The sequence below is a fragment of the Vreelandella vilamensis genome (assembly GCF_031451755.1).
In the GTDB taxonomy this organism is placed as follows: domain Bacteria; phylum Pseudomonadota; class Gammaproteobacteria; order Pseudomonadales; family Halomonadaceae; genus Vreelandella; species Vreelandella vilamensis.
In genome coordinates this window covers 128,955-141,807 of record NZ_JARWAN010000001.1, presented here as the reverse complement: position 1 = coordinate 141,807, position 12,853 = coordinate 128,955, and the positions used below count along the sequence as shown (strand labels likewise).

Genomic DNA, 12,853 nt, shown 5'->3' with positions numbered 1-12,853 from the left:
CGCTATGTCATCCTCTTCGGTGACACCTTGGTACAAGCAGTTTTGGCCGTGGTTTTTACTCGGCCTGCTGTTCTCATCCATCGCGTTTAGCCTGCTATTTTTGTTCTTTTCGATCCGTTACTATGACGGGTCGATTTCAGGGGACTACTATGAGCGTGGCCTGGGTATCAACGAACAGTTAGCCAAGCAAGAACATGCCAACGAGCTTGGGCTATCAGCGACGCTAAAAGTCGACAACGTTACTGGTGATGTGGTGATTAATCTAGCCGGCGAACGACGGCCTGAAACACTTCATCTCGCGCTGATTTTTCCTACTGATGGCGACTTCGATCGGGAGTTAACCCTCACACACGTTCGCGAAGGCCGCTACGTTGGCACCATAGAAGAACCGCTGCAATATCGCTGGTACTTACAACTACAACCTGAGGCCGGTGACGCCGCCGAGTGGCGGCTCACTGGTGAAGCACGCTTTCCCAGCGAGGATGAAGCCAACCTAGTTCCCGGCATTTAGGCCGCTGACACATGACCGCGAACACCGCATCAGCACCGCCTGCGTCAACCTCTTGCTACCATTGTGGAAACCCGGTGCCCCAAGGGGCGCCGTGGCGCATACAAATTGACGATACGCAGCACCCCCTTTGCTGCCCCGGCTGTGAAGCGGTTGCTCACGCCATTGTCGAAGGCGGCTTAGAAAGTTATTACCGCTACCGCACCGAACTCCCCGAACGGCCTGACGAGCGTCAGGCCGCAAACGCGGATACCTGGCAAGTCTTTGATGATCCGGGGTTGCAGGCAAAGTTTGTCCATCCAGAGGCCGATAGTGATGCGGTTCACGCCACCCTTGCGGTTGATGGCATCACCTGTGCCGCCTGCGCCTGGCTGATTGAGCATCGCCTCAATGCGTTAGCGGGGGTTGAATCCAGCGCCGTCAACCTGACCCACCACCGCGTGCGTATTGGTTGGGACCCCAAGACGATCAAGCTTTCACAGCTACTCGCCGAACTCGCCGCGATCGGCTATACCGCACAGCCTTACGAGCCGGACCAAGCCCAAGCGCGCTTACAGCGCGAAGAGCGCATGAACGTGCGCCGCCTGATTATTGCCGCTGTCGGCATGATGCAGGTAATGATGTTCTCGATTCCCATTTATGTCGCCGGGCCAGAGGGCATGTCGGAAGACTTCTATGTCCTGTTTCACTGGCTTTCCTTTGCGCTGGCCACACCGGTGGTGTTCTTTTCCGCTTCGCCTTTTTTCCGCAATGCACTGCGCGATATTAAAACCGGCATACTGGGGATGGATGTTCCTGTGTCACTGGCGATTGGCTGCGCCTACGCGGCCAGCGCCTACGCGGTCATTTTTAATCAGGGCGAGGTCTATTTCGATTCGGTGGCGATGTTCACCTTCTTTCTGCTTTTTAGCCGCTATATCGAAGCCCGCGCGCGGCGACGTAACGGCCAGAGTGGTAACGTCTTGAGCGGCGTGCTACCGGTCTCTGCCACGCGGTTGGATGACAGTGGTAGCGAGCGCATTTTGCCTGCCAGCGAACTTCAGACAGGCGACCGCGTGTTAATCAAACCCGGGCACGGCGTCCCCGCCGATGGAGTGATTGAGGACGGCGCGTCCAGCCTCGATGAATCTATGCTTACCGGCGAATACCTCCCTGTCACCCGCGGTGTGGGCGAACGCATTGTCGGCGGTAGCCAAAACATGGAAAACCCGCTGATCATGCGAGTGACGCACGCAGGCAATGAAGCCCGCGTGGCCAATATTGTCGACCTCACTGACCGCGCTTTTGCCAGCCGGCCGCGTTTAGCCCAAATGGCGGCTCGGATGGCGCATCTTTTTGTGCTGCGTTTATTGATCGTCACGGTGTGTGTCACAGCGGTATGGTGGTGGATAGACCCGTCGAAAGTGCTTTGGGTCATGCTCTCGGTTCTCGTCGTCACGTGCCCTTGTGCGCTAGCGCTCGCCACACCGACGGCACTCACCGCCGGGCATGGGCAGTTACGCAAGCGCGGCGTGCTGATCACCCGCGCCGATGCGATGGAGTCACTCTCTAACGCCACACGGGTGATTTTTGACAAAACGGGCACGCTTACGCGGGGCGAGATGCAACTGATCGACACTCACCCCTGCACAAGCTCCCTAAGCGCTGACCGTGCCCGTGCGATAGCGGCAGCCCTGGAAGCCCACTCTGAGCACCCTATCGCCCGCGCATTTCGCCCCTTCCGTGATGCCACACTGCAAGCAAGCCATTTGCGTAGCGTGACAGGCCAAGGGCTTGAAGGGACGTTAACGCACCATCGTTGGCGTTTAGGCAAACCCCACTTTGCTTGCACCACGCCACCCGCCGCGCCCGGGGAGGGCCAGTGGCTACTGCTTAGCGAAGATGACATACCGCAAGCCTGGTTTCGCCTGCACGATGGCGTACGTGACGACGCGGCGCAGACTATCTCAGCGCTTCAGGCCAGCGGATTGGCCGTTGAGCTACTTTCCGGCGATACGCCTGACGCAGTTAAAGAGCTTGCTCAGCAACTGGGGATTACCACGTGGCACGCCGGCACGAGCCCTGAAGGTAAACTCGCGCGTATTCAATCTTTGCAGGCCGAGGGTGAATGCGTGGTGATGGTAGGCGATGGAATTAACGATGTGCCGGTGCTGGCCGGGGCGGATGTTGCTATCGCGATGAACAGCGCCACCGACCTCGCCCGCACCCGCGCTGACGCCGTACTGCTTAGCCCCCGGCTGACCCGCATTGCGGATGCGATTGAGATTTCTCGCGCAACGCGGCGTATTATGCGCCAAAACATGATGTGGTCAGTCTGTTACAATTTTACTGCTATGCCATTGGCGGCACTAGGCTTGGTGCCACCGTGGCTGGCTGCTCTTGGCATGTCATTTAGTTCGCTAGTGGTCGTGGGTAATGCTCTACGCTTATCACGCTGGAAGCGCCAGGCCCACGTGACTGACAAGGTTTCATCCCCAGCGCCGGTGTCCGCATGAAAATTCTTTATCTGTTAATTCCGCTCTCTTTGGTGCTTCTGGGTCTCGCCGTCTGGGCCTTTTTCTGGGCGGTCAAAAATGATCAGTTCGATGACTTAGAAGGGCCGGCACACCGCATTCTTTTTGATGAAGATGAAAATGACCTTCCCCCTGAAGAGCGCAAGCGTCGCCAGCAAGCTCGCGAGCAAAAAGCCGCAACATCCTCTGATGACGATAGCGATTCCTCATGAACCCGACCGGTCTCGATTTACCGCCGCTGCTCGCCGCTTTTGTTTTTGGCCTGATGGGCGGCGCCCACTGCATCGGCATGTGCGGCGGCATTATGAGCGCGCTGACTTTTGCCGTCCCTCCGAGCATGCGCCAGCCAGCGCGTTTGGGGGGGCTGCTTTTAAGCTATAACGTTGGCCGCGTGATGAGCTATATGCTCGCTGGCGCCTTGGTTGCGTCCCTTGGCACGTTTTTGTCACTCTCCCCTAGCGCGGGTATGGCGCTGCAAGCGTTTGCCGCAGTGATGCTGATTTTAATGGCGCTCTACATCGCTAATTGGTGGAAGGGACTGCTGAAAGTGGAAGCGGTTGGACGACGTTTTTGGCGCTATATCGAGCCCTTTGGGCGCCGGCTAATGCCTGTGGTCAAGCTACCGCAGGCATTTGCGCTAGGGGCTATTTGGGGCTGGCTGCCCTGTGGGTTGGTCTATTCAATGCTAGCGTGGAGTTTGGCCATTGCTGACCCGCTACGCGGTGCTTTGCTCATGGGGGCTTTTGGTTTAGGTACGCTTCCAGCGCTGCTGGCCACAGGCCTGGCCGCACGGCAATTACGTGATTTGATACGCCACCCCGCCACCCGTGCCATCGCAGCCCTTAGTATTATCGCGTTTGCCTTATGGCAATTGCTTACGCTCTTCGCTTCAGGCGCGACACTCTAGTTACAGAAACACTAGTTACAGAGACACTGGTTACCGAATGTTCGCCTACCATGACCTCAGCACAACAGATATAAACGCGTATAAGTAAGGGTGTACATCAACGCTTCATTGACGTAGCTCAACTCCTTCATAACAGCACAGCGCTAGGATAGGGCCATCATCATTGCACCGGAGCCCTCTTCATGGCCGTTTACGCCCACGCTGCTTCTTCGCCTTTTGACACTGCAGCGCCCCAACCCGCTGCCTGGGATGAAGAGTTATTGCGCCGCTACGACAAAAGCGGCCCACGCTACACCTCTTACCCGACGGCACTTTCATTTCACGAGCAGTTCGGCGCTGAGGACTTCACCGCCGCCCTTGAGCGCAGCAATCAGACTGACCGCGCGTTATCACTGTATGTGCACGTCCCGTTTTGCCGCAAAATTTGCTTTTATTGCGCCTGCAACAAAATAGCGACCAAAAACACGCAGTTAGCAGAGCCCTATCTGTCTCGGCTGGACCGCGAAATGGTGCTTACCTCCCGCCACCTAGACACATCGCGCAGTGTTGAGCAGCTACATTGGGGCGGCGGCACACCAACGTTTCTTACCCTAGACCAGATGAGCGATTTAATCGACAGGCTAGATGCTCGCTTTGGCCTCTCCTCTTCGCCTGATCGTGACTACGCCATCGAGATTGATCCACGAGAAGCGGACGTTTTTACCCTACGCCATTTGCAGACGTTAGGGTTTAATCGTATCAGTCTCGGCGTACAAGACTTAAACCCCGTGGTACAGAAAGCCATCAACCGTATTCAGCCACGGGTACTCACTGAAACACTGATGGATGAGGCGCACCGACTAGGCTTTCGCTCGCTTAATTTGGATTTGATTTACGGCTTGCCCCATCAAACCCAGGAAAGCTTTGCCGACACGCTACGTCAAGTCATTGAGTTAAATCCTGCGCGCCTTTCGGTGTTTAACTATGCCCACATGCCCCAGCGTTTCCCCCCCCAGCGGCGCATCAAAGACGATGACCTGCCAAGCGCAGAAGAAAAACTTGCGATTTTACATACCACGATCGACATGCTGACGCAGGCCGGTTACGTTCACATCGGCATGGATCACTTCGCTCGCCCGGATGACAGTCTCGCCGTGGCGCAGCGTGAAGGCACTCTGCAGCGCAACTTCCAAGGCTACTCAAGCCATGCTCAATGCGACTTAGTGGGCCTTGGCGTCTCGGCGATTTCACGGGTGAATGACGTATACGCGCAAAACCCTACCGACCTCGCCCGCTATGAGCAGGCGTTAGATGCGGGACAACTCGCCACGGTAAAAGGGTTACGCTTGAGCCAAGACGATTTGATTCGTCGCGATGTCATTGAACGCTTGATGTGTGATATGCAGATCGACTTTGCCGCCGTTAGCCAGCGCTGGAACATTGATGCGCCTCGCTATTTTGCTGATACGTTTGCGCGTTTAGAAGACGCTGAGCGAGACGGCTTAGTCGTGCATGAGGGTAACATCCTGCGGGCTACCCCTATTGGGCGGTTATTGATTCGCCACTTGGCCATGGCGTTTGACGCGCATTTACCCGGTGATACGACGAAACGCTATTCACGAATCTTATGAAGTGGATATGCCAACAGCCCATCTGACCTTCTAATCGCAAGCCGAATCACTGATGGATTCGTGATTACGCTTGTCGTCGGCGTGCCGTTCCTCTCATAATGAGAAAGATCATTTTTCATGGAGGAACGCATGTCGGAATCTATTAGCCGTCGACGCCCCTTGTTACAAGAGGCTCGTTGTCAAACCTGTAGCTTGAGTTCGCTGTGCTTACCCTTGGCACTAGAATTAGACGATGTCAGTCAGTTTGATGCCATCATTCGACGTCGGGCACCACTTAAAAAGGGCGAACCGCTATTTCGCCAAGGCGATACCTTTACTAGCGTATTCGCCGTACGTTCGGGCAGCCTAAAGCAGCTCACCACGGAAGGGGGCGGCAACGATCAGCTCACCAACTTTTATTTGCCCAGCGAACTTGTCGGGCTAGACGGTATCGATGAAGAGCACTACCCCGGCAGCGTAATCGCCTTGGAAACGACAACCGTCTGTGAAATCCCGTTTGATCGCTTGGACTTGCTCTCAGAAGAGCTGCCGGAGCTGCGTGGCCAGCTGTACCGCAGCATGAGTAAAGAGCTGCGTGATGATCGTCGCATGATGCGCTTACTCTCCCGAAAAACCGCCGACCAACGGTTAGCCAGTTTTTTGATTACGCTGTCAGACCGCTTTCGACGCCGCGGCTACTCGCCTTATAGTTTTCGACTTTCGATGTCACGAGCCGATATCGGCAACTATCTAGGCCTCGCTGTCGAAACCGTTAGCCGCATTTTAAGCCGGTTTCAAAACCAAGACGTCGTTGCCGTCTCAGGCCGAGAGGTCAATATTCTCGATATGCCGCGTTTAATTTGCCTTTCCGAAGAAGAAGAAGCGGACGTTAGCTCACATTAAACGCGCGAATACGATCGGCCATCAGATCGGCCTGTTTTGCTTCCAAGCCAGCAAAATCAAAGAGTTCGCGGTCAGCAAGCTGTGATGGCGCCACATTAGTTACTGCTTTAAACATGCTTTCCAAACGCCCAGGGTGCTTTTTATCCCACTCGGCAAGCATTTCTTTCACGATTTGACGCTGCATATTGGGCTGGGAACCGCACAAATTGCAGGGAATAATAGGAAATGCCATTAGGCGGGAAAATTCAGCGATATCAGCCTCTTTGCAGTACGCCAAAGGCCGAATGACCATGTTTTTACCGTCATCCGAAAGCAGTTTCGGCGGCATGGCCTTTAAACTCCCCCCAAAAAACATATTCAAAAAAAGCGTTTCTAGAATATCTTCCCGATGGTGCCCCAAGGCCACTTTAGTCGCGCCAATCTCTTCGGCAAAACCGTAAAGCGAACCACGCCGCAGACGCGAGCAAAGTGCGCAGGTCGTTTTACCTTCGGGCGTTTTCTCCTTCACCACCGAATAGGTATCACGTTCCAAAATATGATACGCAACACCTAGCTGATCAAGATAATCAGGCAGAACATGTTCAGGGAAACCCGGCTGTTTTTGGTCCAGATTCACCGCCACCAGCGAAAAATTGACCGGCGCATTGCGCTGCAAATTGCGCAAAATCTCAAGCATAGTGTAGCTATCTTTGCCCCCGCTCAAACACACCATGACCTTGTCGCCTTCATCGATCATACGGTAATCGATAATCGCGTTGCCGACTTCGCGGCGCAGGCGCTTTTGCAGCTTATTAAATTCGCGTTTCTGCTTGGCATCCCCCGCATTGGGCTTACCAGGCGCCGCGCGTGGTGTTGCAGAAACGGTCGGGTCGAAATGGTCAACGTGTTGCATAGCGATATCACTGCCGGTAAGAAGAAAACGGCGGCTATTCTAACAGCACTCAGCGCCAAACGCAGACGTCTCCCGCTACTGCGCAGGGCTAATCCGTCAAGCGCTGTAGCCGCTGATACAGCAGTGCGCTGGCGCTCGCTTGATCCAGCAAGCTACTGAAAGAATAAAGTGGAATTCGAAAGCGTGCCGCCGCGTGGCGAAGGCTTACCGGCGGGTCAATACAGGGCTGGCGACGCTGCAGCTCGCGCCGGTTGAACAAATCAAGATCGACCTGCGCATTGGGCAGGGTGAAGTCTAAGTGAGTATTTAACGCCTGGTTGAGCAAACTAAGTTGACGGCGCAACCCCCAGCCCAAAAGCGGCCGGTTACCTATATGGGCCACTAGCTCCCCCAGGTTTGTTTCATCCATGATCTCGGTACGCTGTGGCACATGCTGTAACTGATGTTGGCGCTGCGACAGCATCAAGGAGAATTGGCGCACAGCCGCTTCAGAAGGCAACAGCGTCATGACATAAGCATCGCTGGTTTTAATCGTCCGCTGAGTAAAAGGGACTGCCGCCACACTGAGCACCCCGTGTTCAACACCATGGCACGAGAGCGCTACCAACTCTTCGCCCATATAAGGCTGAAACAACCACGCGTAAGGAGAGTTAGCATAGCGGCGGCGATCACTTTCGCGGCGCAACAACGTTCGCAAGGAGCCGTTAAAAAAGAAACGTGCCGATCTAGCAACGCTATATGACTCATCAACGCCCCTGTCATGAATACTCCAGATGATAACGGTGGGATAAACGTTGTTTAAAGTCTTTGACGATGTGCAACGCTTCACGCAATAAATCGCGTTCTAACGAGGACATTTCTTGTACTACCACGCGGTCAGAGCGTTTTTGCCCGTTTTTCCCCTCTTGGTCTAATTGTTGTTTTAGCCTTAGCTCGGTGAATAATGCCAGTGCCTCACCCAGGTCGTCGGCAAAACGGCGCTTTAAACGGCCATCTTCTACTAGCGCGTCTAACCGGTCTAGCGTTGACGTTGCCGTGATACGCCGTTCAAGCGCCATGGTTCGCACACCGTGCACAATAGGGAAAATACCGCCTTTTTTAATATCGATCCCGTGCTGAGGCTTTTTCAACGACCCAAATAGCGTTAATGGCGTAGAGAAACTTAACGCAGCGCGAGCAAAATACGACAGTAATAGCTCGTCTTTAGACCCATACTCAAATAGCGCATTGCGTACCCGTTCAAGCAGTTCCGGGTTGCCCGCCACAGCATGCGCATCAAGCATAATCGCCAGCTTCATTAAACTATCGCCGTCGCGCGCCTCTACCCAGCGCGCAATGCGGTTCGTCCACTGAGTGACGGTGCCTACCCACTCTGGATTTGACACCATAATATTGCCCGGGCAAGGCGGATACCCCAACTTCACTAGCGTATCAGTGAGTCGTTGCATATCACCTTGAATATCGGGCCACGCTAAGTCGTCATCGAGGATCAGGCCATTATCCTGATCGGTTTTCAGAATCTGCTCGCCGCGCCCTTCACTACCCATGACCATCATGCAGCTGTCGTCGAAATAGCGCTCATCCACCGTAAACTGCCACGCTTTGTTGATGATACGGCCATTAAGGGCAGCAAGAAGGTCCATGGCAAAGCGCAATTTTACGCCTTGAGCCATGAGCGCGTTCACCAGTTCCGGCGTGCGGTGGCTGGCGGCAGAAAGACTCTCAAGATCATTGGCCTGCTCCACTTGCAGGCTCACCACATAACTACGGCTGGAGAAGTAGCTCAACACATCGGTGAGCTCTACCACACCTTTCAGTGCCTCGCGCTCAATCACCACTACGCGCGAGACTTTATGCCGTGTCATCTGCACCAGCGCTTCAAACAAGTACTGTGCAGGTGCGACGGCAACCAAGGAGAAATGCGCGATGTCGACAACCGGACAACTTTGCGGCAATCCCTCAAGCACTAACGCATTGAGCAGATCCGTTTTGGTTACCACACCTAAAGCCGCATCGCGGCGGACTAACAGACTATCAGCATGACTGGCATTAAGTTCACGAACCGCGCTGGCAATGTCCGTATCCGCTTCCATTAAAAGCGGCTCTCGCATGCACTCACTCACCCGGGCGAGCATAAACCCCGCCATGGTGACGCCCCCTTCGGCACGTTTTTCCGTCAGCAGCCTTGCCTTATGAGCGAGCGACTGACGGAAAAAATCGTTAAATTCAGGGTAGGTGCGACACAGCTGCTGAAACAGGACTTTGGGCAGTAAGTAGCACAGACACTCTTGCTCGGCGATAAACCGGTAGCGACTTTTGCCATTGATAATACTGATCGCCCCGAACAGATCGCCGGCGGTATAGTGCCCAATACGCGCGGTTGAAGACGGCAGTGTCGGGTCAATCTCGGCGACTTCACCCTTATGAATCAAAAAGACGTATTCGCCAGCCTGACCGGTTTCCAAAATCACCTCGTCGCGGTCAAAGTACGCCATGTCCATGCCGCGGCGCACGTGCTCCCTACCCGCTTCATCGAGTAGCGTGAATGGGGGTTGCGAAAGATCCACTTCGACCATGGTGGTCACCTCTTATTTAGCGCGTGGAAGTGCGCGCGCGGCGGTTTTGGCCACCAGCATGAAATATTGCCGATGGAAATGATCAAGAACGACTCAACGCTTTTTTATTGCTTTTGTAATGCGAGATTGCTTTTTGTCGCGAGATAATGCGATGCAGTGCTAGCTCAAACGATGCTAAACAGTCGTGACGTTGAACATCGTTTTTTTGAACATCGTGCTTATTGAACAACCATGACTTTTATGAGCCATGATTTTTATCAACCATTTTTTTACAGCCATAGTGGATATACCGATTTTACGGCGAACTAAGCAAGTCTATTTATCTTATACCTTGCGCTATTATCCTTTCGTTGCGTTTAATATTGAACGCGTTGGATACAACTAACGTTGAGCATACTACTAAAGATAAATAGCCTCACCACAATATAAAGAAGCATGTTTATACAGCCAACCCATCGGTCGGGTCGCTGGCAACTTGAGGACACTCAACAGCATTGCGAACAATGTAACAATGTGCCTAAAAGCGCCCAAAAAGCCATTATCCCATAGTGCTATCAAGGCCCGAAGCTCACCCCCTAAAAGTCATCAAATCATTTAATTTCAATAATTTAAAAAAATATTTTTTTCTTAAAAGCCACTTTGATACCAAAGTCTGGGATTTAATTTTCGCATTTATTGCCCACTATGATTTGCGAGTCATTCAGGTTAATCGCACGTCACTAACGACCTCGGTGCCATCAACTGAATACAACAACTCAATAGTGTAAGCACACAGGCAGTAGATGTGATCAATGAGTGACTTCCAAACGTGCGATTGCCCTGGTGGGTCATACGCTATTTTGGGTTAACTTTCCAAACCTTAAAATCACAAGTGGAGAGCAACACAATGGCAGACGATAAATCTAATGCTGCTGAATACTGGAAGGCTAACGTCCGTACGATCATCGGATGCCTGGTTGTCTGGGCATTTGTTTCGTATGGCTGTGCCATCCTGTTTCGCCCGCTACTCGCTGGCATTCCCGTCGGGGGAACCGATCTGGGCTTCTGGTTTGCTCAGCAAGGCTCCATTCTGACCTTCATCGTGTTGATCTTCTTCTACGCCTGGAAGATGAACAAACTCGACGAAAAATACGGACTGGGGGAGTAAGCCAACATGAGTCAGTTTGCAATTAACTTACTGTTCGTCGGCGCATCCTTCGCCCTCTATATCGGCATCGCCGTATGGGCACGTGCCGGCTCAACCAAAGACTTCTATGTCGCCGGCGGCGGTGTTCACCCGATCACCAACGGGATGGCCACCGCGGCTGACTGGATGTCCGCGGCCTCTTTTATCTCTATGGCGGGCCTGCTCGCGTCAGGGGGTTACGCTAACTCAACGTTCTTGATGGGCTGGACCGGCGGCTACGTCATTCTGGCAATGCTGCTTGCCCCTTACCTGCGTAAGTTCGGCAAGTTCACCGTACCCGACTTTATCGGCGACCGTTTCTACAGCCGTACCGCGCGCCTGGTGGCGGTTATCTGCTTGATCGTGGCGTCAGTCACGTATGTTATCGGTCAGATGACCGGTGCGGGCGTTGCCTTCTCACGCTTTTTGGAAGTCCCCAACACCGCGGGCATCTGGATCGCCGCGCTGATTGTTTTCCTCTACGCCGTATTCGGTGGTATGAAAGGCATCACCTACACTCAGGTGGCGCAGTACGTGGTACTGATCATTGCTTACACCATTCCGGCGGTGTTCATTGCCATGCAGCTGACCGGCAACCCGATCCCGATGTTTGGTATGTTCAGCACGCACACTGAATCGGGTATTCCGCTGTTGACCAAACTTGACGAAGTCGTCAACGCATTGGGCTTCCGTGACTACACCGCCGATGTGGATAACAAGCTCAACATGGTCTTGTTCACCCTCTCGCTGATGGTTGGTACCGCGGGTCTTCCGCACGTCATCATTCGCTTTTTCACCGTACCTAAGGTGGCTGACGCACGTTGGTCAGCAGGCTGGGCATTGGTCTTCATCGCGCTGCTCTACCTCACCGCCCCGGCGGTTGGCTCTATGGCGCGCTTGAACCTGGCGACAACGGTCTATCCCGACATGGCTGGCCAAGTAGAGAGTTATGAAGACGCCGCCACTAATCCGATTCAGTACGAAAACCGCCCAGAGTGGGTGCGTACTTGGGAAGAGACGGGCCTGATCCAGTTTGACGACAAAAACAACGACGGCCGTATCCAGGTCTACAACGATAGTAATGAAGAGTACGCCGAGGTTGCTGAATCACGTGGCTGGGAAGGCAGCGAGTTAACCGTCAATAATGACATCCTCGTACTCGCCAACCCGGAAATCGCCAATCTTCCGCCCTGGGTTATTGGTCTGATTGCTGCTGGTGGTATTGCTGCCGCGCTATCAACCGCTGCTGGCCTGCTCTTGGCGATCTCGTCGGCGATCAGCCACGATTTGATCAAGACCATGATCAACCCGAAGATCAGCGAGAAAGGCGAAATGTTGGCCGCGCGTATCTCCATGGCGGGGGCTATCCTGTTAGCAACGTTTCTGGGCCTCAACCCACCCGGGTTTGCCGCGCAAACCGTGGCCCTTGCCTTCGGTATCGCCGGTGCTTCGCTCTTCCCGGCGCTGATGATGGGCATCTTCTCCAAGCGCATCAACAATAAGGGCGCCGTTGCCGGTATGCTGGCAGGCCTTATCACCACTCTGCTGTATATCTTTACGTACCTGGGCTGGTTCTTTGTGCCAGAAACCAACATGTTGGCGAACACACCGGACAACTGGATCTTCGGTATCTCGCCGCTCTCCTTCGGTGCGATTGGTGCTATCATCAACTTTGCGGTTGCCTTCGCAGTGGCCAGCGTCACTGAAGAGCCTCCGCAAGAGATTCAGGACCTGGTGGAAAGCGTTCGCTATCCCAAAGGTGCTGGTGTTGCCGTCGACCACTAATTCTTATTAGTATGC

Annotated in this window: 11 protein-coding genes; 8 read left to right on the top strand and 3 right to left on the bottom strand. The window is 53.9% G+C overall.

What is annotated here, in order from left to right; genetic code table 11:
* Positions 1-4: 4 nt before the first annotated feature.
* The 6 genes from QC823_RS00635 (at position 5) to fnr (ending at position 6,420) form a co-directional block, all read left to right on the top strand.
* Positions 5-511 carry a FixH family protein gene (locus QC823_RS00635; RefSeq protein ID WP_309654423.1) on the top strand — a complete coding sequence of 169 codons (507 nt, stop codon included), beginning with the start codon at positions 5-7 and terminating at the stop codon, positions 509-511.
* A gap of 11 nt (positions 512-522) precedes the next feature.
* Entirely contained in the window at positions 523-3,003 is a 2,481-nt protein-coding gene (locus tag QC823_RS00630; protein ID WP_309654422.1) for a heavy metal translocating P-type ATPase, read from the top strand.
* Positions 3,000-3,233 (top strand): cbb3-type cytochrome oxidase assembly protein CcoS, encoded by a 234-nt coding sequence (ccoS, locus tag QC823_RS00625; RefSeq protein WP_309654421.1) that lies wholly within the window; start codon positions 3,000-3,002, stop codon positions 3,231-3,233. Before QC823_RS00630 ends, ccoS begins: the two co-directional genes overlap by 4 nt.
* Entirely contained in the window at positions 3,230-3,928 is a 699-nt protein-coding gene (locus tag QC823_RS00620; RefSeq protein ID WP_309654420.1) for a sulfite exporter TauE/SafE family protein, read from the top strand. Before ccoS ends, QC823_RS00620 begins: the two co-directional genes overlap by 4 nt.
* A 182-nt stretch (positions 3,929-4,110) precedes the next feature.
* Positions 4,111-5,538 (top strand): oxygen-independent coproporphyrinogen III oxidase, encoded by a 1,428-nt coding sequence (gene hemN / locus QC823_RS00615; protein WP_309654419.1) that lies wholly within the window; start codon positions 4,111-4,113, stop codon positions 5,536-5,538.
* A gap of 129 nt (positions 5,539-5,667) precedes the next feature.
* Complete coding sequence (gene fnr / locus QC823_RS00610; RefSeq protein ID WP_309654418.1) at positions 5,668-6,420, top strand: fumarate/nitrate reduction transcriptional regulator Fnr; 753 nt, start codon at positions 5,668-5,670, stop codon at positions 6,418-6,420.
* On the opposite strand, the gene ttcA is transcribed toward fnr, so the two are convergent.
* The 3 genes from ttcA to QC823_RS00595 all read right to left on the bottom strand — a co-directional run bounded on the left by ttcA (position 6,407) and on the right by QC823_RS00595 (position 9,888).
* Complete coding sequence (gene ttcA, locus QC823_RS00605; protein WP_309654417.1) at positions 6,407-7,312, bottom strand: tRNA 2-thiocytidine(32) synthetase TtcA; 906 nt, start codon at positions 7,310-7,312, stop codon at positions 6,407-6,409. The two genes, fnr and ttcA, sit on opposite strands and share 14 nt — an antisense overlap.
* An 88-nt stretch (positions 7,313-7,400) precedes the next feature.
* Positions 7,401-7,997 carry a 3'-5' exonuclease family protein gene (locus QC823_RS00600; protein WP_309654416.1) on the bottom strand — a complete coding sequence of 199 codons (597 nt, stop codon included), beginning with the start codon at positions 7,995-7,997 and terminating at the stop codon, positions 7,401-7,403.
* A 73-nt stretch (positions 7,998-8,070) separates the two neighbouring features.
* The gene (locus QC823_RS00595; RefSeq protein ID WP_309654415.1) at positions 8,071-9,888 is read right to left on the bottom strand and encodes a putative nucleotidyltransferase substrate binding domain-containing protein; all 1,818 of its coding nucleotides are present in this window, start codon (positions 9,886-9,888) and stop codon (positions 8,071-8,073) included.
* A gap of 886 nt (positions 9,889-10,774) precedes the next feature.
* On the opposite strand from QC823_RS00595, the gene QC823_RS00590 reads away from it, so the two are divergent.
* Together QC823_RS00590 and QC823_RS00585 are read left to right on the top strand one after the other, a co-directional pair.
* Complete coding sequence (locus QC823_RS00590) at positions 10,775-11,035, top strand: DUF4212 domain-containing protein (RefSeq protein WP_309654414.1); 261 nt, start codon at positions 10,775-10,777, stop codon at positions 11,033-11,035.
* A gap of 6 nt (positions 11,036-11,041) precedes the next feature.
* Complete coding sequence (locus tag QC823_RS00585) at positions 11,042-12,838, top strand: sodium:solute symporter family protein (protein ID WP_309654413.1); 1,797 nt, start codon at positions 11,042-11,044, stop codon at positions 12,836-12,838.
* The last annotated feature ends 15 nt before the right edge of the window (positions 12,839-12,853 follow it).